Annotated in this window: 26 protein-coding genes; 24 read left to right on the plus strand and 2 right to left on the minus strand. The window is 61.4% G+C overall.

Annotation, left to right across the window (positions count from 1 at the left end):
* Positions 1-194: 194 nt before the first annotated feature.
* From trbC to MRB47_RS19520, 7 genes are read left to right on the plus strand one after another with little or no spacing between them, the layout of a single operon-like run.
* Entirely contained in the window at positions 195-572 is a 378-nt protein-coding gene (trbC, locus tag MRB47_RS20045; RefSeq protein WP_411275762.1) for a type-F conjugative transfer system pilin assembly protein TrbC, read from the plus strand.
* Entirely contained in the window at positions 569-1,867 is a 1,299-nt protein-coding gene (locus MRB47_RS19495; RefSeq protein ID WP_105779247.1) for a hypothetical protein, read from the plus strand. Before trbC ends, MRB47_RS19495 begins: the two co-directional genes overlap by 4 nt.
* Positions 1,864-3,108: a conjugal transfer protein TraN gene (locus MRB47_RS19500; RefSeq protein WP_105779246.1), complete on the plus strand. Its 1,245-nt coding sequence runs from the start codon at positions 1,864-1,866 to the stop codon at positions 3,106-3,108. The genes MRB47_RS19495 and MRB47_RS19500 overlap by 4 nt, the downstream gene beginning before the upstream one ends.
* Positions 3,105-3,467, plus strand: a complete 363-nt coding sequence (locus MRB47_RS19505; RefSeq protein ID WP_105779245.1) for a hypothetical protein — start codon at positions 3,105-3,107, stop codon at positions 3,465-3,467. Before MRB47_RS19500 ends, MRB47_RS19505 begins: the two co-directional genes overlap by 4 nt.
* A 4-nt stretch (positions 3,468-3,471) precedes the next feature.
* Positions 3,472-4,284 (plus strand): conjugal transfer protein TraF, encoded by an 813-nt coding sequence (locus tag MRB47_RS19510; protein ID WP_017510490.1) that lies wholly within the window; start codon positions 3,472-3,474, stop codon positions 4,282-4,284.
* A gap of 10 nt (positions 4,285-4,294) precedes the next feature.
* Positions 4,295-5,701 carry a conjugal transfer protein TraH gene (locus MRB47_RS19515; RefSeq protein ID WP_017510489.1) on the plus strand — a complete coding sequence of 469 codons (1,407 nt, stop codon included), beginning with the start codon at positions 4,295-4,297 and terminating at the stop codon, positions 5,699-5,701.
* Between the two features lie 11 nt (positions 5,702-5,712).
* The gene (locus tag MRB47_RS19520) at positions 5,713-8,760 is read left to right on the plus strand and encodes a conjugal transfer protein TraG N-terminal domain-containing protein (protein WP_252102674.1); all 3,048 of its coding nucleotides are present in this window, start codon (positions 5,713-5,715) and stop codon (positions 8,758-8,760) included.
* Positions 8,761-8,784: 24 nt separating this feature from the next.
* Here the strand turns inward: MRB47_RS19520 and MRB47_RS19525 are convergent, their stop codons facing one another.
* Both MRB47_RS19525 and MRB47_RS19530 read right to left on the minus strand, forming a co-directional pair.
* On the minus strand, positions 8,785-9,096 hold the full coding sequence (locus MRB47_RS19525; protein ID WP_229726455.1) for a hypothetical protein: 312 nt from the start codon (positions 9,094-9,096) through the stop codon (positions 8,785-8,787).
* Positions 9,096-9,350: a hypothetical protein gene (locus MRB47_RS19530; RefSeq protein ID WP_252102675.1), complete on the minus strand. Its 255-nt coding sequence runs from the start codon at positions 9,348-9,350 to the stop codon at positions 9,096-9,098. Before MRB47_RS19530 ends, MRB47_RS19525 begins: the two co-directional genes overlap by 1 nt.
* Positions 9,351-9,433: 83 nt before the next feature.
* Between MRB47_RS19530 and MRB47_RS19535 the strand changes: the two genes are divergently transcribed.
* The 17 genes from MRB47_RS19535 (at position 9,434) to MRB47_RS19615 (ending at position 20,397) form a co-directional block, all read left to right on the plus strand.
* Positions 9,434-9,763, plus strand: coding sequence for a TrfB-related DNA-binding protein (locus MRB47_RS19535; protein WP_082355033.1), 330 nt, complete (start codon positions 9,434-9,436; stop codon positions 9,761-9,763).
* Between the two features lie 75 nt (positions 9,764-9,838).
* Positions 9,839-10,564 carry a M48 family metallopeptidase gene (locus MRB47_RS19540; protein ID WP_105779243.1) on the plus strand — a complete coding sequence of 242 codons (726 nt, stop codon included), beginning with the start codon at positions 9,839-9,841 and terminating at the stop codon, positions 10,562-10,564.
* A gap of 7 nt (positions 10,565-10,571) precedes the next feature.
* Positions 10,572-10,832 (plus strand): hypothetical protein, encoded by a 261-nt coding sequence (locus MRB47_RS19545; protein WP_252102676.1) that lies wholly within the window; start codon positions 10,572-10,574, stop codon positions 10,830-10,832.
* The gene (locus MRB47_RS19550; RefSeq protein ID WP_252102677.1) at positions 10,832-11,251 is read left to right on the plus strand and encodes a CFI-box-CTERM domain-containing protein; all 420 of its coding nucleotides are present in this window, start codon (positions 10,832-10,834) and stop codon (positions 11,249-11,251) included. The genes MRB47_RS19545 and MRB47_RS19550 overlap by 1 nt, the downstream gene beginning before the upstream one ends.
* A complete protein-coding gene (locus tag MRB47_RS19555) occupies positions 11,248-11,772 on the plus strand; it encodes a Dna2/Cas4 domain-containing protein (protein ID WP_252102678.1) in 525 nt (174 codons plus the stop codon). The genes MRB47_RS19550 and MRB47_RS19555 overlap by 4 nt, the downstream gene beginning before the upstream one ends.
* A gap of 23 nt (positions 11,773-11,795) precedes the next feature.
* Complete coding sequence (locus MRB47_RS19560) at positions 11,796-12,164, plus strand: hypothetical protein (RefSeq protein ID WP_009242134.1); 369 nt, start codon at positions 11,796-11,798, stop codon at positions 12,162-12,164.
* A 140-nt stretch (positions 12,165-12,304) separates the two neighbouring features.
* On the plus strand, positions 12,305-12,535 hold the full coding sequence (locus MRB47_RS19565) for a hypothetical protein (RefSeq protein WP_234710895.1): 231 nt from the start codon (positions 12,305-12,307) through the stop codon (positions 12,533-12,535).
* Between the two features lie 12 nt (positions 12,536-12,547).
* Entirely contained in the window at positions 12,548-12,775 is a 228-nt protein-coding gene (locus MRB47_RS19570; RefSeq protein ID WP_017510482.1) for an antitoxin VbhA family protein, read from the plus strand.
* Positions 12,772-13,860: a Fic/DOC family protein gene (locus MRB47_RS19575; protein WP_011798681.1), complete on the plus strand. Its 1,089-nt coding sequence runs from the start codon at positions 12,772-12,774 to the stop codon at positions 13,858-13,860. The genes MRB47_RS19570 and MRB47_RS19575 overlap by 4 nt, the downstream gene beginning before the upstream one ends.
* 32 nt (positions 13,861-13,892) lie before the next feature.
* Positions 13,893-14,354: a hypothetical protein gene (locus tag MRB47_RS19580; RefSeq protein ID WP_017510481.1), complete on the plus strand. Its 462-nt coding sequence runs from the start codon at positions 13,893-13,895 to the stop codon at positions 14,352-14,354.
* Positions 14,355-14,367: 13 nt separating this feature from the next.
* Positions 14,368-14,628, plus strand: a complete 261-nt coding sequence (locus MRB47_RS19585) for a hypothetical protein (RefSeq protein WP_009242129.1) — start codon at positions 14,368-14,370, stop codon at positions 14,626-14,628.
* A 17-nt stretch (positions 14,629-14,645) separates the two neighbouring features.
* Positions 14,646-16,328: a zeta toxin family protein gene (locus MRB47_RS19590; protein WP_252102679.1), complete on the plus strand. Its 1,683-nt coding sequence runs from the start codon at positions 14,646-14,648 to the stop codon at positions 16,326-16,328.
* A 15-nt stretch (positions 16,329-16,343) separates the two neighbouring features.
* Complete coding sequence (locus MRB47_RS19595; protein WP_252102680.1) at positions 16,344-17,552, plus strand: DUF1173 domain-containing protein; 1,209 nt, start codon at positions 16,344-16,346, stop codon at positions 17,550-17,552.
* A gap of 131 nt (positions 17,553-17,683) precedes the next feature.
* On the plus strand, positions 17,684-18,076 hold the full coding sequence (locus MRB47_RS19600; protein WP_245615359.1) for an HAD domain-containing protein: 393 nt from the start codon (positions 17,684-17,686) through the stop codon (positions 18,074-18,076).
* Between the two features lie 158 nt (positions 18,077-18,234).
* The gene (locus MRB47_RS19605) at positions 18,235-18,510 is read left to right on the plus strand and encodes an HU family DNA-binding protein (RefSeq protein ID WP_009242125.1); all 276 of its coding nucleotides are present in this window, start codon (positions 18,235-18,237) and stop codon (positions 18,508-18,510) included.
* Between the two features lie 3 nt (positions 18,511-18,513).
* Entirely contained in the window at positions 18,514-19,569 is a 1,056-nt protein-coding gene (locus MRB47_RS19610) for an OmpA family protein (RefSeq protein ID WP_252102681.1), read from the plus strand.
* 9 nt (positions 19,570-19,578) lie between these two features.
* Entirely contained in the window at positions 19,579-20,397 is an 819-nt protein-coding gene (locus MRB47_RS19615; protein ID WP_252102682.1) for a TIGR02281 family clan AA aspartic protease, read from the plus strand.
* Positions 20,398-20,423 lie beyond the last annotated feature (26 nt).

Consider the following 20,423-nt stretch of genomic DNA (forward strand, 5'->3'; position numbering starts at 1 on the left):
TGCGCCGCGTGGATCGTGAGCGCAAGCAGATGTTTGATCCGAACAATCCCGCGACCAAGAACGCCGCCAACGTATTCCCCAACGTGCCGACGCCGGAGCGCGCCGGGATCGACATCGAGGCGCTGGCCAAGCAATACGAGCAAAAGGCCCAGGCCCGCAAGATGGATGACTTGATGATTTTCGCCAGCTTCACGATGCCGGCCGAATCGCTCAAGCGGATCGTCAGCCAAGCCAACCGGGTGGGGGCTTCCGTGGTGCTGCGCGGTTTTAAGAACAACTCGCTGAAGGATACGGCGCTGGCCATCAAGGAGCTGGGAGAGCAGGGCGGCAACGTCCTGGTGAACCCCAACGCCTTCACCAAGTACAAGGTCAAGGCCGTTCCCACGATGGTGCTGGCCAAGGCCGCAACCATCGACCAAGTGGACAACGAGGGCTGCGCCCTCCCTGACAACTTTGTGGCGGTGGCCGGTGACGTTTCGCTGGACTACGCGCTGGACGAGATTGTGCGCCGCGCTCCGCAATTTGAAGCCGTGGCGTCTCGCTACCTTCGCCAGATCAGGGGGAACCAATGAAGCGCGTCCTTTCCATCGCCGCGATGCTGGCCGCTGTGGGTGTAGCCAGCGCACAAACCATCACGACGCCGGCCGATGCCTTCAACGCCGGCAAGGACTTCGCCAACACGGGCAAGGGTGTGGCGGGGGGCAAGATCAATGGCGCAACTGGCTCCAACGTGCTGCCGTACTACAGCACCACGGCACCGGAGACGGCCAACTTCCAGGAAGGGCGCAACCTCATCGGCGGGGCAGGTACGAACAAGCAAATTCAGTGCGAGACGTACAAGGCCCCCAATGCCTTCCAGCAGCAGGAATGCGACGCGGTGAACTTCATGAGCAAGAACCCGACGCAGCGGCCGAAGTTCACCATCGACAAGCAGACCGACCCGATCCTGACCGGTTCCAAGGGCGTCATCAACAACCCCGGCAGCATCCCCGGCGCTTCGACGCAGCAATGCCGAGTGGAGCGCGTGAAGAACCCGGCGACCTACATCACCGAGACTTGCACGGAAACGCAGACGCTCGAAAACCTGTCCTGCAAGCGCGTGCTCAAGGTGGCGTGCGATCCCGAGCGCGACGGCTGCGACCAAGGCGGCATCGTCCCGAATAGCTGGGCCGGCGACATGGCCACCAGCTTCACCCCGGACGGGGCCGGCAACTACATCCTCCAGTTCGGCACCATCGCGGACAACTATTGGGGCGGCTGGGGCGCGGTGTACGACCGCAACCTTACTTTCGACATCCGCGACGTAGGCTTGATTACCCGCTTCGCCCTGACCCGTGCCGCTTTTGACGACTGGCTGATGGTTAAGGTGAACGGAAACCTCGTCTATGTCGGCCCGCGTGGCGGCGACCGTCTCGAAATCTATTCACCGCCTCCGGTCTTCGAGTCCTCTAACACGCGCTCATGCACGCAGACTTGGGACGATTGGGGCAGTGGCTGGCAGTGCTCCGATACGGGCGGCGGCGGCTGGTGGGGCGGCGGCGGTGGCGGCAATGCCGTCTCCTACCAATCCTGCACGGCAGTGGGCGGCGGCTGGAATTGCACGGCCAGCGACTACCGCACCGGCATGGTTCAGTACTGCGCCACCTGCTTCAGCGGCCCGGAGCTTTCGACGAGCTGGAACTTCGGCTTGAACATCGACGTGAAGCCCTACCTCAAGAACGGCTCCAACACGATCTTCATGCGGACGATTGTTGCAGGTGGCGGTGAAGGGGCGATCCAGCTCACGACGCGCCAACTGTGCCCGCGAAACTGCTATGACCAATGGGACAACAGCCAGTGCGCTCCCCTGGAACAGAGGGCTCAATGATGATGAAGAAGATTCTTGCCGCATTGGCCTTTGTCGCCAGCTTCAGCGCCTTCGCAGCGCCTGACTGCCAGAAGACAGGCACGGTCTGCACCGCGCCCAACCAGACGCGCAACGTGTCTGGCCTGTCTGTCTTCCGTGAATGCTGGGAGTACCAGGACACCTATCAATGTCGCAGCCAGAACATGGTCAACGACTGCCAGCCGCTGCGAGACAAGGGGTGCTCGCAGATCGGATCGTCATGCGTGGAGCGCGACGATTCCGGCACCTGCGTGATGTACGAGCAGAAATACAACTGCCCGGACAAGCCTGAAACCTACACCGAGAAAACGGTGTGCGATCAAAGCGCCTTCTGCCAGAACGGCGGGGCAGGGTGCTTTGATACCAGCGCACCACCCGACAAGGACTTTGGCCAAGCGGCCGTGATGATGGAGGCCGCCCGCGAGGCCGGCGTGTACGGCATCGACCCGAACAAGGTGGAAATCTTCAAGGGCTACATGGAGGAATGCAGCATCAAGGTCTTGGGTGGCACCACGCTCAAGAGCTGCTGCAAGTCAGCCGGTGGCGGCCAGAACTTCACAAATTACAAGTTGCTGGGTGCTGGCATGACGGTGGCCGGCGAGGCTGGGCGCGAATCCATCGTTATGGGTTCCAAGTACGTCTATGACTCGCTCTACGGTCAGCTCGATAGCTCGCTGATCGACAAGGGCCTTGGAGCGATGAATAGCTGGGCGTCCGGCTTGGGGGATGGAGTGTTCAACCCGCAATTCGGGTTCTATGGCTTTACCTTCGAGTTCAGCATGGCCAATGGGTTTCAGTTCGTCAGCTTCGATCCTTATAGCTTCGCCCTTCAAATCGCAATCATGCTGATCCAGGAATGGTTGAGCTGCGATTCGGCCGAGCAGGTCATGGCCATGAAGCGCGGCCAAAACCTGTGCGTCCACATCGAGACGTATTGCAGCAAGAAGGTGCTCAAGGTCTGCGTGGAGAAGAAGGAGCGCCACTGCTGCTTTAACTCCAAGCTGGCCAAGATCATCAATCGCCAAGGCCGCGCGCAACTCGGGATGCCGATGAATAGCTGTGGCGGCTTCAACCAGGCGCAGCTTCAAGCCCTCGATTTCTCCCGGATTGATCTGTCCGAGTTCATCGCGGACATCGTGCCCAAGGATGTGCCGGCATCGACCATGAGCAATCGGGTGCAGCAGACCGTCAACCAAAAAGTTCAGAGCTACTACGACCAATGAAAACTCTCTCTATCGCCCTCGTTCTGCTGGCCTGCTCGACTTTCGCGCGCGAAAGCCTCGCTGGGCCAACCGTCTATACCCGGCAACACGACGTGCTGGCCGCCGCGATCCGCAACGGCAGCTCCAGCGGCGTCATGGAAGGGGAGGTGGCCGAGCACTTCACGCGCCAATTCCGCTCGTCCGGGCCGCTGCTGGTGACTGCGAAGGTCATCAAGTCTTTCAGTCGCGCCGACTGCAAGCGCCTTGAAATGGTGTTCACCAAGAAGGATGTGGATACCCCGCAAGGGCGCACCGACGCGATCCTGAAGACTCAGCTCAACTACTGCCTCGACGGCACCCCGCCAATTTCCGTGGAGTAAGCCAATGATGAAGCGAAGCCTTCTCCTGCTGGCCCTGCTGTCTGGGTACGCCAATGCGCAATCGCTGGATTACCCCTCTGTTTGGCAGTGCGATGCGAACAAGCCCAACTGGTACTGCGACATGGAAGACGCCAAGCCGCAACCTGTGCAGCCGACGCCGGCACCGGCCCGGCCTCAGACTGGCCGCAAGGCTGACCAGCCAAAGCGCATCGAGCTGAAGGACATCAAGACCGCCGAGCAACTGCGACAAGAACTGAAGCGCCGGGAAGACGTGGCGGTGATGAACCCCACCGACCAGAACATGAAGGACTACCTGGAGCTTTGGCAGATGACGCAGGACAAGGGGGCTGTCTTCGCTGACAACTGGCGGCGCGTGGTTTGGCAAAACCCGAGCCTCGACTACGCGCAAAAGCGGCCGGTCAATAACTCCGCGATCAAGATTTACGACGAGGGCCGCATTCAGAACGAGGAACAGCAACTGAAGATGCTGGCCAAGGAACACGGGCTGATCTTCTTCTTCCGTAGCGACTGCCCGTACTGCCATGCAATGGCCCCGACGCTGAAGATGCTTTCCGACAAGTACGGCATCGAGGTGCTGCCGGTATCCGTCGATGGCATGGGCCTGCCCGAGTTCCCGAACCCCCGCGACGGCCGCGCGCAAGCTGCGGCTTGGGGGATTGAGCGCGTGCCAGCACTGTTCATCGGCTCGAAGCAGACCGGCGACCGCGCACCCGTGGGCTTCGGAATGATGGCCCTGACCGAAATCGTCAATCGAATTTTTGTCCTCACCGGCACCAAGCCCGGCGATAACTTCTAAGGAGCTGCCCATGCTACTGAAAAAAGTAACGGCGCTGGTGACGGCATTTGCTTTCACCACCTCTACCTACGCCATGAACATGCAGGAGCTTTTCGACTCCGTGAATGCTCAAGGCAACGTCAGCAACCCGGCCGTGCTGCAAGGCCAGACGATGAACCTCTACACCGGGGGCAGTCTGTTCATGCGGATGCCCAAGCGCACCTACCAACTGGCCACGGTGACGCCGCCGAGCTGGAACGCTGGGTGCGGAGGCATTGACCTGTTCGCAGGCGGCTTCTCGTTCATCAACAAAGAGCAGTTCGTGGCCATGCTGCGCAACATCGGCTCGAATGCCCTGGGCTACGGCTTCAAGCTGGCCATCCAGAACCTGTGCCCGACCTGCGACAACGTGATGCAGGCACTGCAAGCCACGGCCCAAGCGGCTAACCGTCTGAACATGGATTCGTGCGAGGCGGCCAAGGGGATCGTCAATGCGGCCGTGCCCGACACCTGGACACGCGGCAAGCAGAACGCGGCCAAGAACTTCGGTGTGGACACCAATATTTTCGAGAACATCACCGACGCTTGGACGAACGTGATGAACAGCGAAAGCCGGGCCAACCAAACGGTGAACTCGGTGGCCAACGCGAGGCCCGAGGCGAAAGACCAGCTCCCGACCGGCAACGTGGTGTGGAAGGCGCTCAAGAAGCTCGATGGCATCACCGACGAGCAACGCATGATCCTGATGTCGATGATCGGCAGCATGATCTTCCCGACCGGCGACACCCCACAACTGCCAATCCCGCTGCTGCGCAAGGAAATCACGGTGGAGGCTCTGGTGGGTGCGCGTACTACCTCCGACACCATCACGGTGCCGATCTGGCGTTGCGACACGACCAGCGCGGACGGTTGCTTGAGTCCGACCGAGGACGAAGTGACCACCAAGAGCTTCAAGACGATGGTGCGGGAGAAGATGGAAAAAATCTCCGACAAGATCGCCAACCGTTCGGCACATGACGACATGGCGGCCACCATCGGCTTCCTGAACGCCACCGATCTGCCCATCTACAAGATGCTGGCCGTGACGACGACCCTCAACAACACCTCGATGGCCGATGCGCTGATTGGCCGCTACCAAGAGCTGATCGCCGCCAAATACGCCGAGGTTTACATCCAGCGTGCCGTCACCGACCTGCGCGGCGCAATGGCGAAGTTCTCCGCCGCAGCCGACGCTACCCAGGCCGCCGAGCTGGGCAAGATGAAGCCCGAGCTGGAGGAAATTTCGCGCGCAGCAAAGCAGGTGCTGGCCACTGCCTACTCGCAGACCATCAGCACCTACAACATCGCCCAGGAGGTGCAGTACATGGAGCGTGCGCTCAATGCCAACCTGTCGCAGACGCTGCGTAACTCGCTCGCCTTCGGCAAGAGCCTGCGCTAAGGGAGGATGCCGTGGACATCGAAATTCAAACCTACTGGAACGTAGAAACGCTCTACTACGTCTTCAACGCCGTGGCCTCGATGATGGCCGGCGCTGGCTTCGCTGGCTTGCTGAAGCTGGTTTTCCTGTTCGCCATTGCAATCGGCATGTTCGGCTACATGAACAAGCAGCTCGAAATGGCGAAGTGGTTTATCCACGCCCTGGCTTTCGTGACGGTGCTGAATCTGCCGATCGCGCGCGTTGCCTTGACCGACAAGACCGGGCTGGAGCCGCCTCGCGTGGTCGATAACGTCCCCTTTGCCCTGGCCGTCACTGCGCAAACGACAAATCTGGTGTTCGGCGCACTGACCAACACCTATGAAACGGTCTTCGGTGTGCCTGAAGACTTGGGCTTGCAAAAAGGGGATGTGGGCTTCGGGCACCGCATCCTGAAGCAAGTGAATAACGCGACGATCCGCGACCCCAGCTTGCGCTCCGACCTGATGCAGTTCATCAAGGAATGCACGCTGTACGACGTGAAAGACGGTGAAATCACCCCGCAGCAGATTGTGGGTGGCACCGATACCTGGAACGTGATTTTCAACAACACGAGTCCGGCCCGCTTCGTCACCTACAACACCCTGACGAATGCGCCGACCACCGATACCTGCACCAATGTTGCGGCCATCCTGAAGGAGAAGGTCAACGACGCCGTAACGGCTGGCCAAGCCTTCTACGGCAAGCAGGCTTTCACTCGGGCAAGCAGTGATGCCATCGCTACCAGCATGTTCGTTTCGACGGTGGGCACGTCCTACGACTGGATTCTGAATAACTCCAGCAACGCCTCCGACGCGATGAAGCAGGCGATGTTCAACAACATCTGGAAGGAGGCCGGCACCGAGCTGCCGGCGCTGCTGAACGATCCTGCGCGGGTGGCCGAGGTTAATGCCCTGGCCGGCGCTGCCCAGGCGGCACGGCAAGCTGACGGCTCCAACAGCACGTTGAGCCTGCTGGCCCAAGAGACGCTGCCCCACATGCGCAACTGGATCGAGGCAATCATCTACGGCCTATTCCCGGTTGTTGTGGTTCTGATGGTTGTCAGCTCGACCGAGGGTGCAAAGAAGATCATCGCGGGCTACATGATGTCGCTGGCCTGGATCGGCCTGTGGCCAATCTTATTCGCCGTCATCAACCACCTGTCGCTCATGCACTTGCGCTACAAGGCGCGCGCGCTGGAGCTGGCGGCCGGTGTGCCGTTCCAGCTCACCGATGCTTTCGACGCCACGCTGACCAACGAGCAGGCGGCCATCGGCTACATGGTTGTCCTGGTGCCATTCATCGCCGGGGCCATCATCAAGCTGGGGCAGGGCGGTTTCATGGGTGTTGCCGACCGGATGATGACCGGCTTTGCCTCTGCCGGCGCAGCGGTGGGCGCAAGCAATGCCAGCGGCAATGTCAGCATGGGCCAAGCTGGACTTGATACCGCATCGGTCAACACGACCTCGATGAACAAGTACGACAGCAACATCGGCCTGCAAGGCGGCGGGGCAACCATCGGCCGAGGCAATGGCTCGACGGCCACAATGGCCGCGAACGGCGCGGTTGCCTTGCAGCAGCTCCAAAACCGGATGCTGACGCAGATGAACATGGATCACCGACTGGAAGCCGGCCGAAACCAGGAAGCGCATCGTACCGACATCACTTCGACCGGGGATCAACTGGCGCGCCGGCACGGCGACAGCTCAAGCCTCACGGACGTGAAGGGGCACGATACAACCCGTGGCCAATACCAGAACACGGGCGTGGTGGCGGCTCGCGGGAGCGAGGGCGGGTATGGCGGCCAGCACTCCACTGGCCAGAACTTGGATCGCAACTTCCGGGAGGGTTCGCACTTCCGTACTGCGGCCGGTGCCAATGACCAACTCCACATGAATTTGGGTGTTGGCCGTGGGAACCCCAACGGCGGCGGTGCTCCTGGTGCGGGTGGCGCGGGTGGCGCGCCTGATCCGCGCGAGGAAAAGCGTATTGCTGACGCCATGAAGCAGGGCGGCGCGAACCAGCAACAGATCGACCAGGCGCTGAAGAACTACCGTGGCGGCAAGGGCGGTGCCCAGCCTTCGGGCAGCCTCATCAACGCGGGCCTGGGCTACAACGGCGCGAAGACCTACACCGCCGAGCACGGCCGGGATCGGGGCGTGGATACGGTTCATGGCAACCAGGAGGCCGCGCGCACCGAGCGCACGTTTGCTGAACGCGGCTCCCGCACCGAGCAGGCCGGGACGGGCAATCAATCGGCCCAAAACGACCGCCACGGCCGCGATGCCGCCCTTACGAACGTGGATGAGGTTTCCCGCGTGCGTGATGTCTCTGATCGTCGTGAATTCGGTACTGGCGACCGCGCCAACCGTAGCGACAGCAACAGCTTCACGACTCACAAGGATCTGATGGCTGATCCGTATCTGTTCGAGAAGGTGGCAGCGCGCAATGGCATGACCGCCATGCGTTTCGCCAACCAATCCGAAGACCGGATCATGGACATGGTGCAGGACTACGTGAGCGAGAAGGGCATGGTTCAACAAGCTACCACCATGCCGCAGCAGACTTTCGCAGGCGAAAAACTGCCGACCACGAAGGGCGAGCTGGAGAAGCAATCCGCCAAGGATCGCGCCGGCATCCCGCAGGACATCCAGGGCGTCCACAAGAAGAAGGTGGCACAGACCGGCTACGGCGGAACCGCTCCGCTCAAGGTCGATACCTCTGCGCCTCCGATCATTGCGGAATCCAGAGGGGACGTACAGGGCCAGCTCGACCCGAAGAACAAGGGCAGCATCCCCGCGCGTGCCGGGGCCTTGGACGAGAACGTGAATGCCTGGGCCAGCCCGGACAAGGCTGTTGGCGCTGGGCGGGCCAACCCCGCAGCCGTCAACGAGGACAACATGATCCGCGACGGCAAGGACACCGTTCAGAAGGCTTGGGACAAGCTGACTGGCGGCGACGGTACGGCAGACGGCGAAAAGCTGAACGACAACATGAAGCGGGAAACAGCCGCCTCGGTTCAGATCAACAACGGCAGCAAGTAAAGGGAAAGGGGGCTTTGCCCCCTTTCAAGAATTGCCGCCCGTGTAGTTATCGCCCCAGGGTAAATGATGAACAACACAAGACTTGCCGGTAAATGGATTAACGCCTGCTGCGCTATTTGGCGCGCCAGTGCCGGGCCATTTCGACATTCCCTTGAATCCATCGCTTAACCACCATGCAAGCCAGAATGGAATCCAGAAAATCAATCCGCCGCCGAGCATTGGAATGTAGTCGGCAAGGAAATTACCACCGGATGCCGAAAGTGCGGCAGCGGCCGGCAATGGAAGCCAGAGCATCCAGCGCCTTCGAGAGAACAGCATTTTTGTCAGTCGCATCATTATTGTTCCTCAATAACCAGCGTCACATAGGTGGCCGTGTTTTTGTCGTCTTGCATATGCACGACACGGAAGCCTTTTTCGTAAATCTGCTTGATCGTCACCTTGCCGATGTGTTCGCACTGCAACACCGAATCGCCACCACGGAAGGGGCCGATGCAGACACCGCCACGCTTCGAGGCGGCCGCTTGGGCGCTGGCGTTCGTCATGCCGGCAAGTGCTGCCACGATGAAAGCAGCGTAAAGCATTTTTTTCATTACAACTCTCCTTCCAATTTGGATAGAATTTGCGCATCTTGTCTATTGACAAAATACGCCCAAAACCCTTACGGTGCAAGGGGATGAGCCAGATATTCAAGACTGTTTCCGCAGCGTGTGGCCATGTGTCGCGTGCTGTCTTCGTGAAAGCAGCGCGGCGGCTGGGTCTTTCGTCCGAATCTTACCGCATCGCTGATGAAGTGTTCCTCAAAGGCTACCGGCAGGCAACCGTCGCGCGCCACGTCGGCGTCTCGCGTCAACGGGTGCATTCAGTGTGCCGGGAGCTGCTGGAAGAAATCAATAACCAACTTTCCCCTGAAAGGGCAACCGATGAAAAAACTTCTCCTGATTCTCATTACCACGGCCACCTTGGGCGGATGTGCTTCGCAACAGCCTCTCAGCATGAGAAATGACTGGCGCGCTGGCACCGATCAAACGCCGTATCGCTCGATCCCAACAGCTTTAATCTGTGACGACTGCAATTTGCAATGATCCCGTCTCACTGGTTCAGACGGATCATTCTGATCGTCTTCATCATGGAGGTTGCTGGCGGCATTTTGTGGGTAACTGGCAGGTTATCCACGAATCCGGCCGCCAAGCCAATGACTCAGGCTCTCGGTAGCCTGATATTCCTGTTCGGCTTTTATGCCAGCGCGCCATTATCGGCGCGCTTCCTTGCTCCGCGACCGTCGCGGGATGCTGCGCTTCAAGAGCGTTTGGCAAGGATAGTGGCAACCGTCCCTGATAGTCGCCCCGTCTTCCTGTATGACCATGCCGACAAGGAAGCCAACACTGTGGGGCTGCTGCCGAGTCATTCGCGCATCTACGTGACAACCGGCCTGCTGGCCAGCATGAGCGACGAGGGTATGCGGGGCGTGATCGCCCATGAAAACGCCCATGTTCATGAGCGCCACATCTTCGCCACGTTCACCTATGCCTGCTGCTTTGCTGTGAGCAGCCACCTCCTGGACAACAACAACTTTTTCTTTGCCGCCTTCCTCCTGTTCCTGGGGATTCGCCGGTATTGCGAGTACCGGGCGGATGCCGGCGCTGCGCAGTCCGTAGGGCGCGGAACGATGTTGACGGCGCTGCGCGAGCTGGCCGTGTTGTACCCCTCGAAATCCTGGGTTCGCTGGTTCTCGTTCGCCAATGCCTACCCGACCTTGGCCATGCGGATGCGGGCCGTGGAAACCGGGCGCAAGGCCCTTCTGTGAGATGAGCATGGATGCCTTCTACCTGCAATGGATCGGCTGCGCGTTTGGGGTGCTGGGGGCCTTGATGCTGGCCCTCAATAACCGCTTGTCCGGCTGGGGCTTCGTGTCTTTCCTGGCCTCGAATGTCTGCTGGATCGGCTTCGGCGTCATGACCGACGCGCCGGGCCTGATCTTCATGCAAGTGGCTTTCACTGCCACCAGCCTGCTAGGCATTTATCGCTGGATGCTGGCCAAGCCCGACTTTCGCGCGCGAAAGAAGGAGGGGTGATGAGGCGGGCCAAAAAGTACCACACGATCACCGACATCGTAGGCACGGTTTACTGCGAGCAAAAGGTGGTTTTCGACCGTGAGCGTGGGGATGCCCGGCCGCTGGAGGTTCGGGCGAAGGCCGCTGCCGGCACCTTCGAGCACCTACGGTTTCAGGTCGAAGGGCAGACGCGCGCAGCGATTGATCGGCGCTGTTTCATTGCCACCGCGATCTACGGGCCTGACGCGGCCGAGACGAATTTCCTGCGCGCTTGGCGTGATCGTGTGCTGATGCCGGCAATGGCAGGGCGCTTGTTCGTCCGAGCCTACTACGCCGTCTCACCTAGCTTGGTGCCCCTGCTGTGCAGGAGCCGGTGCGCGGCCACGGCTGTGCGCGCCGGGCTGAACGCCCTGCTTCGCTTGATGGGGATGCCGCGATGAGCAACTTGGCCAGCTACATCCTATTCGCCCTTGCCCTGGTGCTGGCCGGCTGGACATTCATGGTCTGGCGCGGGTTCACTCAGAACTGGCTCCCTCCCGAGCTTGCGGCCGGCAAGGTGGCTCAAGTGGAACGCAACCTGTTCATCAATGCGCCGTTCCCCATCGTGGGCCGGCCCGATCAGGTGTATCGGCTTCCTGATGGACTGCATGTTCCCCTCGAAAACAAGAACCGCGATGCCCACCGCGTCTATGAGACGGACATTGCGCAGCTCTCTTTGCAAGCGTGGCTGCTTCGCCTGAACGGACTCGAAACCGCGCCCTTTGGCTTCGTGGCCATCAACAACCGAAAAACCCGTGAGCGCCGCGCCATGCGCGTGGAGCTGCGCGACGACGCCTATTGCGAGCAGTTGGTGGCCCGGTACATCGACATCACCGAGCGCAGGGCCAAAGCGCGCAAAAGCCGGGGCCGCAAATGCAACACATGCGGCCATCGTTCCGAATGCTTTTCTCTCAACCCTTAACCAACAACATGGAGATTCCACCAATGACTACCCCTGACCGCGAACTGCGCCTGATGGAAACTTTTGTCGGCCTTCTCAGCGACCATCAAAAGGACTTCGAGGGCTTCGTGCGCGACGTGGAGAACGTCCGCTACTGCCATACCCCCATCGACGGCCAGCAAATCAATCGTTGCGAGTACGCGCTGCGCAACATGGAGATTCGCCTGCTGACCATCCACAACTGCATCCAGGCGGGACGGTTCGACGCTGAAACGCTCGATGCGTTGGTTCAGACCAAACATACCTGGGCCAGCATGAAGAACCGGGTGGATAGCTACCTGGGCGAAATCCACCAGATCATCAGCCAGACATCCGCCGCGCTGCGGCCGGTGCGTGAGAGCTTGGTGGCGTGATCGCCCTCCCCTTCCTATTGACGTTATCGCGCTAAACGCCTAGTGCCAGTAGGATTTTTTTGATAAACTTGCTTTCATCGTGAAAGCAAATAAACGGCATCTGAATACTGGCACTGGACACCCGCATGGACAACTTACCGATGGATGCGCTGCTGACGCAGATATGGCAAATGGTTTCTCCCTACGTGGGCGGGGCATGGGCCGCACTGCAACGCATCTTCGCTGAAACCCCTACTCCGCTGTTGATCGGCATTGTCGTTGGCTTGTTGCTCGCGCGCGTGCTGCGCGGCGTGCTGATCGTGGCGGGGTTGGCGGCAGTGGTGTTTGTTGCCGTGCGGGTGTTCGGCATTGCTGTGCCCGGCTTGGGCTGACTGGAGGCGAACATGGAAGACAAGAACCCGTATGAACTCGATACCGGCCCCGTGGCTGCGCCCCATCCGGCCGACGTGCGCCGTGCGCAGTTTGCTCAAGCCAATGCTTCCCTGTCCCTGGAGGGAATGCCGGTGGACGCCGCCGACCTCGCCATTCAGGAGGCCGTCATCGCCGGCACCCTGACCCCTGACGAGGCGGTGGCCAAGTATCTGGAGCGCGCACGCGGGGCTGGGCAATGAGCGAGCAAGAGGACTACACCTACCCCGGCACACACGTTCTCAAGAACAAGGCCGACATCCGCGACCTCGCGGCGCTTCAACGCTTCGAGCGCGGCGCAACGGCCGTTCGCATTCAGGAGCTGCGCGAAAACCCGGTACGGGGCGAGTACGACTTGGCCCACCTTCAGGCGATCCACAAGCAGGTTTTTCGGGATGTGTACGAGTGGGCCGGCGAAGTGCGCAAAGTGGATATTGCAAAGGGGCCTGCCGGCGACCGAACCCTGTTCACCTTCAAGGAAGACATCCCGCAGAAGGCGCAGGAAATCCAATCCGCGATCAAGGAAGCCAACTATCTGCGCGGGATGGACAAGGAGCAGTTCAGCGGGAAGATGGCCGAGGTCTATGCCGGCGTGAACGAAATGCACCCCTTCCGCGAAGGGAACGGCCGCACGACGCGCGAATTCATCGGGCAGCTCGCCAAGGATGCGGGCTATCAGCTCGATTACTCCAAGGTCGATAAGCAGACGTGGAACGAGGCCGCCAAGGAGTCCGCGCGCGGCAACCTGGAGCCAGCGCGCGAAGTTTTCTACGAAATCACGACCGTGGAGCGGGCGGTGGCCTTCGACAAACTGGCCACGCGCGAAGCTCTGGCCAAGCATCCCGAGCTGGATGGTGCCTACAAGATGCTGCACGACGCCCACCGTGCCGGGCAGGACGCCGCTTACCTGCGGGCAGAAATTTCCAAGGAGCTGCACAGCGGCCGGCTAGTGGGCGATGGCGTGACGCTGGACGAGTCCAAGCGAGTCATCGACCACGCCGCAGCCTATCGCGGGCTGATGGTGCGGGACGCCGAACGGCTTGGCGGGCAGTTCAAGGGCGAAGTGGTGGCGGTTTCGTCGCACCACGCGATGCTCCAAGTGGGCGACATGATCGCCGTGCGCTACGAACGCGCCAATCTGGATCGTGACCTTGCCGTGGGCGAGCGCGTGACGATCCAGTACGACAAGGCGCGCAGCCAAGTCTATGAGCAGGGCAAGGAGCCGGCGCGGGATCGTGGCGGCAAGGACATGCAGATGGAGCGCGAGCGCGTGCCGACGCCGCGCTGACTTTCGCGCGCGAAAGACCGACGGAGAAGAACATGAATCGAGAAACGCTTGAGCTGCTGGTTTTTGTGGGGATGTGCTTTGCCGCGTCCTACCTGTTGATGCGCGAGTTTCGTGCCTACCTGGATGCCGTCTTCAGCCGTTCCCCCGGCGAGCCGTGGGCCGATGTCTGGAAACGCGCCCATGCCGAGCACGACCTGAACCGTAAGGCCCAGCTCGAAATGTTCGGCTCCAAGTGGGCGACCGTAGGGGGCCGCTTGCTTGTGGTGGGGCTTGTCATCGCTGGGGTGTGGTTTCTGGCTTTCGTCCCCGTTGCGGCCGTGCTGCTGGCCGTCTATCTGGCGTGGGGGTTGTACGCCACCCGCAGCCTTGGGTTGACGGCCAACGACGTGTATGCGCGCCTGCTGAAGCGCGACCGCATCACCTACCGCCTGCTGCACGCGGCCCTGTGGCCGCTCCATGCAACCCAAGCCAAAAACCAATCCGGTAATCAGTGAGGAATCCACGACCATGACCAACCAACTTTTCAGCCGTGCCGGCGTCCGCTACGAGGTGGCGCTGGATGTCCTGGGGGCCATCATCGCCCACCACTCCGAAGCCATTGCCGCCGAACGCGAAAAGGCTACCCCTGACGAGGCCGTGATTGCGGCCGCTCAGAAAGCGAAGGACGAGCTGCGCACGATCCGCGAAGACCTCGATCCGAATGCTGACGAGGCCATCGAGCGCGTCATCACTCAGTACGGCCAACAGGCCCGCGACCTTTACCAATAAGGCAGGAGGGCAGACAAATGGCTGGGGAGGTTTCCAAGTACGCAATGGAGAGCGCCTACAAGGATGTAGAGCGCGATGCACTGGCAAGAACGACGGCGCAAGAGAATCCGAAGGCGATCCTGTTGGGCGGCCAACCAGGATCGGGCAAATCGGCGCTGGCCGCCGAAGCGATCCGCGAGCTGCGCGCCAACGGCGGCGCTGTGGTGATCGACGCCGACCGGATGCGCGAGGAAAACCCGCGCTACAAGCAGCTTTCGCGCGAAGACCCCCAGCACGCCGCCGACCGAACGCAGAAGGAGGCCGGCGAATGGGCTACCCGCCTCACGCTGGCCGCCGTGGAGAACCGCCGCAATCTGGTGGTGGACGGCACGATGCGCAGCCCGGAGAACATCCGGGACTTGACCACTCGCTTGAAGGAACAGGGTTACGAGGTGGAGGCCCGCGTGTTGGCGGTCAACCCGGAAACCTCAGTGACCCGCGCACGGCTTCGCTTCGAGGAACAGGTGGCCGAGCGCGGCACCGGGCGGTTCGTCAACAAGGAACAGCACGACAACGCCTACAACGGCATGGTGGAGTCAGTACGCGCCTTGGAGCGCGACAAGCTCACCGACTCGGTGCGCGTCTATGACGCCAACCAACGGCAAATCTACGAGAACAGCCAAGAGCGCGGAGAGTGGAAGCGGCGTGCAGCAGCGGTTGAGGTGCTGGAGCAGGAGCGCGGACGCGCCTGGACGCACGCCGAACGGCGCGATTACGTGTCCGCCCTGGACGACATCAATACGCTGGCCAAGCAGCGGGAGGGTGTGCGCGACAACGTGACCTACACCGTGGGCACCGTGGCCAAGAACGATGCGAAGGACTACAGCAACGTCAATGAAGCCGCCAGGGCCTTCCGGGATGCCAAGGCTGAAGACCAGCCCTATGTGATCCGCACCGAGCGCCTTCCCAATGGCCGGGAGTCAGCCTCGACGCCGGGGCAGACCACGTACACCGAGAAAGAGGGTGTGCGGGAGTATGGCAAGTACATCGGGGGCAACGACGAGGCCCTGAAGCGGGCCTACGCTGATGCCTTGCGGCCTGAACAGGAGCGTACCGCGCGGCCAGTGCTGGCCGACCGTGACGAGCTGGCGGCCAAGCTCGAAGCGGCTCGAAACGACTTGGCCCGCTTCGAGCAGACACCGGCCTATCAGCGCGCCCAGGCATTCGACCAGCTCACCAAGCGCGAGGCGCTGGAGCGCCACCCGGAGCTGGACGGGGCCTACAAGCAGCTTCACGACATCAAGCAGAGCTGGACACCTCAGACCAGTCAAGGCCAGCGGGAAACCAGCTACTTCAATGCGCGTGCCGAGCTGTCCGAGCAGCTTCACCGGGGCCGCGTCCCGGAGGGCAGTGTCACCGTGGATGAGTCGCGGCGCGTGATCGACATGGCCGCCAGTCACCGGGGCTTGGTGGTGCGGGATGCGCAAGAACTCAAGCAGGACGTGAAGGGCGAAGTGGTGGCCACCTCATCGCATCACGCCCTGGTGAAGATGTCCGACATGGTGGCTGTGCGCTACGAGAAGGAAGGACTAGATCGGGATGTCCGTGTGGGCGAGAAAGTGACGATCCAGCACGGCAACGAAAAGAGTCAGGTGTACGAGCAGGGCAAGGAGCCGGCGCGGGAGAACGCGCGGGACGTGGGCCGGGACATGGGCCGGTAAGAAAGGGAAAAAAACATGGCGATCTACCAGATTGGCGGGCAATCCATTCATTCCGACGACCCAGGCTTGCCCGAGCTGCTGGCCCGCATCTACAGCTCGCGGGAGCGGCCGTTGTGCCTGTGTCGCACCCCCGGCATTGAAATGTACGTGGCCAAAGTTGATGAAAAGTACCTCATCAAACGGATGCCCAATTCTGGTAGCGGCCACGCCCCGGCCTGCGATTCCTACGAGCCGCCGCCCGAGCTGTCCGGGCTTGGCCAAGTCATTGGCTCCGCGATCCAGGAGAACCCCGACGAAGGCACCACGGCGCTGAAGTTCGACTTCGCGCTGTCCAAGGGCGCGAGCCGATCCGCGCCGGCACCGAGCGGCAAGGAGACGGATAGCGTCAAGACCGATGGCAACAAGCTGACCCTGCGCGGCACCCTGCATTACCTGTGGGAAGAAGCAGGTTTCAACCGCTGGGCACCGACGATGGCCGGCAAGCGCAGTTGGTACGTGATCCGCAAGTACCTGCTGCAAGCAGCCGAGGACAAGACGGCAAAAGGCGCGAGCTTGGCCGGAATGCTCTACATGCCCGAATCGTTCAACGCCGAGAAGAAGAACGAAATCACCCAGCGGCGACTCGCGCAGATGATGCGAATCGCCACACCCGAGAAGGGCACACGGCGCTTGATGCTTGTGGTGGGGGAAGTGAAGGAACTGGCTCAGTCACGCTACGGGCACAAGATCGTCCTCAAACACCTGCCCGATTGCCACTTCATGATGAACGACGACATCTACAAGCGGCTGCTCAAGAGGTTCGAGGTGGAGCTGGGCCTGTGGGATGCCTTGGAGGGCACCCACCTGATGATGATCGGCACGTTCAGCATCGGCGCTACCGGCGTAGCCTCGCTGGAGGAAGTCGCGTTGATGTGCGTGACCGAGAACTGGATTCCCTTTGAAAGCACCTTCGAGAAGATGGTGCTCGATGCGCTGACGCAGCAGAACCGGCGCTTCATGAAAGGGATGCGCTACAACCTGCCTTCCACGCGGCCGCTGGCCTGCGCGGTGGCTTCGGATACCGAGCCAGAGCCGACCGCCATGTACGTGGTTCCGCCTGGGGCCAGTGAAGACTATGCGGCCGCCGTCGATGAATTGATTGCGGAAAGCAAGCTCCCTTCTTGGAAATGGGTGGCTGGCGAGGCTCCTATGCCGGCGCTGCCCGAGCTGCCGGAGCACGGCTGATGATGGGCGCCCTACTCCGCTTCGTCGGCATTCGCCCGACCGTCGCCCCGACTTTCGCGCGCGAAAGTCTGCCGGTGAATCCCCGCGCGCCACGCTGGGCGCTTCAGCGTGCGCCCCGTGGCCCCGTCCTGATGCTGGACATCGACGGGGTTCTGCACCCTGGCCAGTCAGGCACGCTGATTTACCTGCCCCTGCTGGAAACGTGGCTGCGAGCGCATCCCGATGTTGATGTGGTGATTTCATCCAACTGGCGCGAGACACACACGCTGGATGAGCTGCGCAACTTCTTCTCCATAGAGCTGCGCGAGCGCGTTATCGGCTGCACGCCCGTTTTGCCTGATTGCACCAGGCTGGACGAGATCCTTTGCGTTGTCCGCGAGTACGGCGTCACCCAATGGGCCGCCCTCGATGACCGCGTGCAGGAATTTCCAGATACACGCCGGCTGGTGGCCACCGAGTACCTGGACGGACTTACCGGGGAGTCGTTGCTTCAGCTCACCCGCGTGATGTGGGCAGCTCCGTGAAGGTGTGGAACACCCTCCTTTGCCTGTTTGGCATCCATTCGCCGCTGTCCACGCCCATCTATTCGAGCTGGGACGGCACCCAAGTACATGAACGGCGCTGCGCCCGTTGCGGCAAGGTGCTGGGTCATATCCTCAACTGACGACACACGGAGATTTCCATGAACCGACAAGACCTGATCGACGCCATTGCTGAAGACACCGAAGCATCCAAGGCGGCCACCACGCGCTTTCTCGATAGCCTCATCACCATCGTGCAGAACGAGGTGGCCAAGGGTGGCGCGGTGAAGCTCACCGGCTTTGGCACTTTCGAGAAAGCAGCCGTCGCCGCGCGCACCGGGCGCAACCCGAAGACCGGCGCACCGATCAAGATTCCTTCGACCCATAAACCGAAATTCACGCCTGGGGCCACGTTCAAGGACTTGGTGAAGGACTGAACTATGAGCAAACATCCCGACTTGAACGGAACCGCGCTTGCGCTGCTGCGCGCGCTCGACCGTGGCGAAGTGCGGGGCATTCGGGTGCTTTCGGAACGCGCGGCGGGCCGTCCATTGGGCGGTGCTGCCGATCTGGACGTGATGCGCGAGTACCTGGGTGAAACCCGTCACCTTATCGACCGCGGCTATCTGTCGCGCAAACCTGCCAGCACATCCATCCGACTGTCTCTGACGCGCAAGGGCCGGCGCGCGCTTCATCCTGGCACGCCGTTCTGGCCAGCGCCTGTGACTCTGGCGCTGGGGGCCTCGTTGCTGGCCGCTGGCGTTACAGGATGCGCGCCGATGCCTCCCGAGCAACCCCGTGCGCTCCTGATGGGCGCGCCTGTGCTCACCGGGCTGGCCCAAGTGCGCGATCCGCAAACCGGCACCGACTACTTTGTGCCGTGCAATCCGTGTGCGGCACCAACGCCCAAGACTCCAATGCTGGGCAGCGCCGATGTTGCGCCCGAGGCGAATGGCAAGCCGGCCGCACGGCCGCAGCCTTCGATCTTGGCCAAGCTCGACGCCCACACTGTTGCTACGCTGGCCATGCCGGCCGAGGTGGATGCCATCCCGGCCGGCTCCGCCCAGCTCACCGACGACGTGCGCCCCGTGACGGTGGTTGCAGTCGGCCCGGCCACGGCCGCGCCAGTCGCTGTTACGGCGTCCCGTTCCTTGCGCTCGCTCCCGTTTTCCAGCTCCGTGGCAAATCTGAACGATGAGGCCAAGCGTGGCTTGTCCGAGCTGCTGCCGCTGGCCATGACGGCCGAGCGCGTCTTAATCCGTGGCCGCACCGATTCGACCGGCACCGTGGCCGGCAATCGCGCCTTGGCCATCGCACGGGCTGCGGCCGTGCGCGCCGCGTTTGCCAGCGGCGGCGTTGACCCGCGCAAGCTGAAAGTCTCCTACTGCGTGACCTGCTTTGTAGCCTCAAATGACACCGAGGCTGGGCGCAGCGCAAACCGGCGTGTAGAGGTTGAACTGGTGATGCCGGCGCCGGCCGTGGCCGTCAATAAATGAAAGCTGGCCATGAGTGCAGATGAACGGGATTGGTATCGAGAGCGGGCCGCGAAAACCATGCGGGATCATTACTATGACCCGAAGGTGTTTCGCGGTTCGCGGGAGGTTCGTTCAGAACAACCCCGTATCACCTTTTTGCAGTTCATCATCGCCAATTCGCTGCCCTACGCCCTTCTGATTGTCGCGGGAACGGTCTGGCAAATTGCACACGGGGCAACTCCACACGACGCCCTCTTGATGGCCACTCAATGGCTCAAGGGTTTCGTGTTGAGCCATCCGGCCTTGTGTCTCCTGATGGTGGCCGGTGCAGCCTTCTACATGACAAAGCCGCGCCTGGCCGGCATGGTTTATACCTGGCTCGGGATCGGGTTCCTGTGCTTTGTTGCCTTTGACTACTTCGGCAACAAGCGTGTCTCCACGGCTGCGCCGCGAGAAAGCGAACAGCCGCGCGTGGCCACCATGACTGTGCTGAAAAATCAGCGGGGGCACTATGAGACGCCGGGCAGTATCAACGGCCAGCCTGTCACTTTCATTGTGGATACCGGCGCGGACCTGACATCCGTTCCGGGTTCGCTGGCCAAGCCCTTGGGCATTACATCCTGCGAGCCTCGCCAGTTCAGTACAGCGGCCGGAGACGCATTCGGATGCGTTGCCACGGTTGCAGAAGTGGTTTTCGGTTCCTTCCGTGCCCATAACGTCCAAGTCGCCGTCATGCCCACCATGAACGGCCCTGCATTGCTGGGCATGAACATCCTGGGAATGGTGAAGATCGAGCAGCGCGGATCGGCGCTGCTGTTCTCCACCACCCATTTCCGTGAAGACGAATGAACGTCAAGAACAACAAGGAGGAAAAC

This window comes from Diaphorobacter sp. LI3, assembly GCF_022807955.1.
GTDB lineage: Bacteria > Pseudomonadota > Gammaproteobacteria > Burkholderiales > Burkholderiaceae_C > Diaphorobacter > Diaphorobacter nitroreducens.

What these genes read in the sequence shown, in the direction of transcription:
- trbC (WP_411275762.1), top strand. Translation starts at nt 195, where the DNA reads ATGCCGGCCGAATCGCTCAAGCGGATCGTCAGCCAAGCCAACCGGGTG.
- MRB47_RS19495 (WP_105779247.1), top strand. Translation starts at nt 569, where the DNA reads ATGAAGCGCGTCCTTTCCATCGCCGCGATGCTGGCCGCTGTGGGTGTA.
- MRB47_RS19500 (WP_105779246.1), top strand. Translation starts at nt 1,864, where the DNA reads ATGATGATGAAGAAGATTCTTGCCGCATTGGCCTTTGTCGCCAGCTTC.
- MRB47_RS19505 (WP_105779245.1), top strand. Translation starts at nt 3,105, where the DNA reads ATGAAAACTCTCTCTATCGCCCTCGTTCTGCTGGCCTGCTCGACTTTC.
- MRB47_RS19510 (WP_017510490.1), top strand. Translation starts at nt 3,472, where the DNA reads ATGATGAAGCGAAGCCTTCTCCTGCTGGCCCTGCTGTCTGGGTACGCC.
- MRB47_RS19515 (WP_017510489.1), top strand. Translation starts at nt 4,295, where the DNA reads ATGCTACTGAAAAAAGTAACGGCGCTGGTGACGGCATTTGCTTTCACC.
- MRB47_RS19525 (WP_229726455.1), bottom strand. Translation starts at nt 9,096, where the DNA reads ATGATGCGACTGACAAAAATGCTGTTCTCTCGAAGGCGCTGGATGCTC.
- MRB47_RS19530 (WP_252102675.1), bottom strand. Translation starts at nt 9,350, where the DNA reads ATGAAAAAAATGCTTTACGCTGCTTTCATCGTGGCAGCACTTGCCGGC.
- MRB47_RS19535 (WP_082355033.1), top strand. Translation starts at nt 9,434, where the DNA reads ATGAGCCAGATATTCAAGACTGTTTCCGCAGCGTGTGGCCATGTGTCG.
- MRB47_RS19540 (WP_105779243.1), top strand. Translation starts at nt 9,839, where the DNA reads ATGATCCCGTCTCACTGGTTCAGACGGATCATTCTGATCGTCTTCATC.
- MRB47_RS19545 (WP_252102676.1), top strand. Translation starts at nt 10,572, where the DNA reads ATGGATGCCTTCTACCTGCAATGGATCGGCTGCGCGTTTGGGGTGCTG.
- MRB47_RS19550 (WP_252102677.1), top strand. Translation starts at nt 10,832, where the DNA reads ATGAGGCGGGCCAAAAAGTACCACACGATCACCGACATCGTAGGCACG.
- MRB47_RS19555 (WP_252102678.1), top strand. Translation starts at nt 11,248, where the DNA reads ATGAGCAACTTGGCCAGCTACATCCTATTCGCCCTTGCCCTGGTGCTG.
- MRB47_RS19560 (WP_009242134.1), top strand. Translation starts at nt 11,796, where the DNA reads ATGACTACCCCTGACCGCGAACTGCGCCTGATGGAAACTTTTGTCGGC.
- MRB47_RS19565 (WP_234710895.1), top strand. Translation starts at nt 12,305, where the DNA reads ATGGATGCGCTGCTGACGCAGATATGGCAAATGGTTTCTCCCTACGTG.
- MRB47_RS19570 (WP_017510482.1), top strand. Translation starts at nt 12,548, where the DNA reads ATGGAAGACAAGAACCCGTATGAACTCGATACCGGCCCCGTGGCTGCG.
- MRB47_RS19575 (WP_011798681.1), top strand. Translation starts at nt 12,772, where the DNA reads ATGAGCGAGCAAGAGGACTACACCTACCCCGGCACACACGTTCTCAAG.
- MRB47_RS19580 (WP_017510481.1), top strand. Translation starts at nt 13,893, where the DNA reads ATGAATCGAGAAACGCTTGAGCTGCTGGTTTTTGTGGGGATGTGCTTT.
- MRB47_RS19585 (WP_009242129.1), top strand. Translation starts at nt 14,368, where the DNA reads ATGACCAACCAACTTTTCAGCCGTGCCGGCGTCCGCTACGAGGTGGCG.
- MRB47_RS19590 (WP_252102679.1), top strand. Translation starts at nt 14,646, where the DNA reads ATGGCTGGGGAGGTTTCCAAGTACGCAATGGAGAGCGCCTACAAGGAT.
- MRB47_RS19595 (WP_252102680.1), top strand. Translation starts at nt 16,344, where the DNA reads ATGGCGATCTACCAGATTGGCGGGCAATCCATTCATTCCGACGACCCA.
- MRB47_RS19600 (WP_245615359.1), top strand. Translation starts at nt 17,684, where the DNA reads ATGCTGGACATCGACGGGGTTCTGCACCCTGGCCAGTCAGGCACGCTG.
- MRB47_RS19605 (WP_009242125.1), top strand. Translation starts at nt 18,235, where the DNA reads ATGAACCGACAAGACCTGATCGACGCCATTGCTGAAGACACCGAAGCA.
- MRB47_RS19610 (WP_252102681.1), top strand. Translation starts at nt 18,514, where the DNA reads ATGAGCAAACATCCCGACTTGAACGGAACCGCGCTTGCGCTGCTGCGC.
- MRB47_RS19615 (WP_252102682.1), top strand. Translation starts at nt 19,579, where the DNA reads ATGAGTGCAGATGAACGGGATTGGTATCGAGAGCGGGCCGCGAAAACC.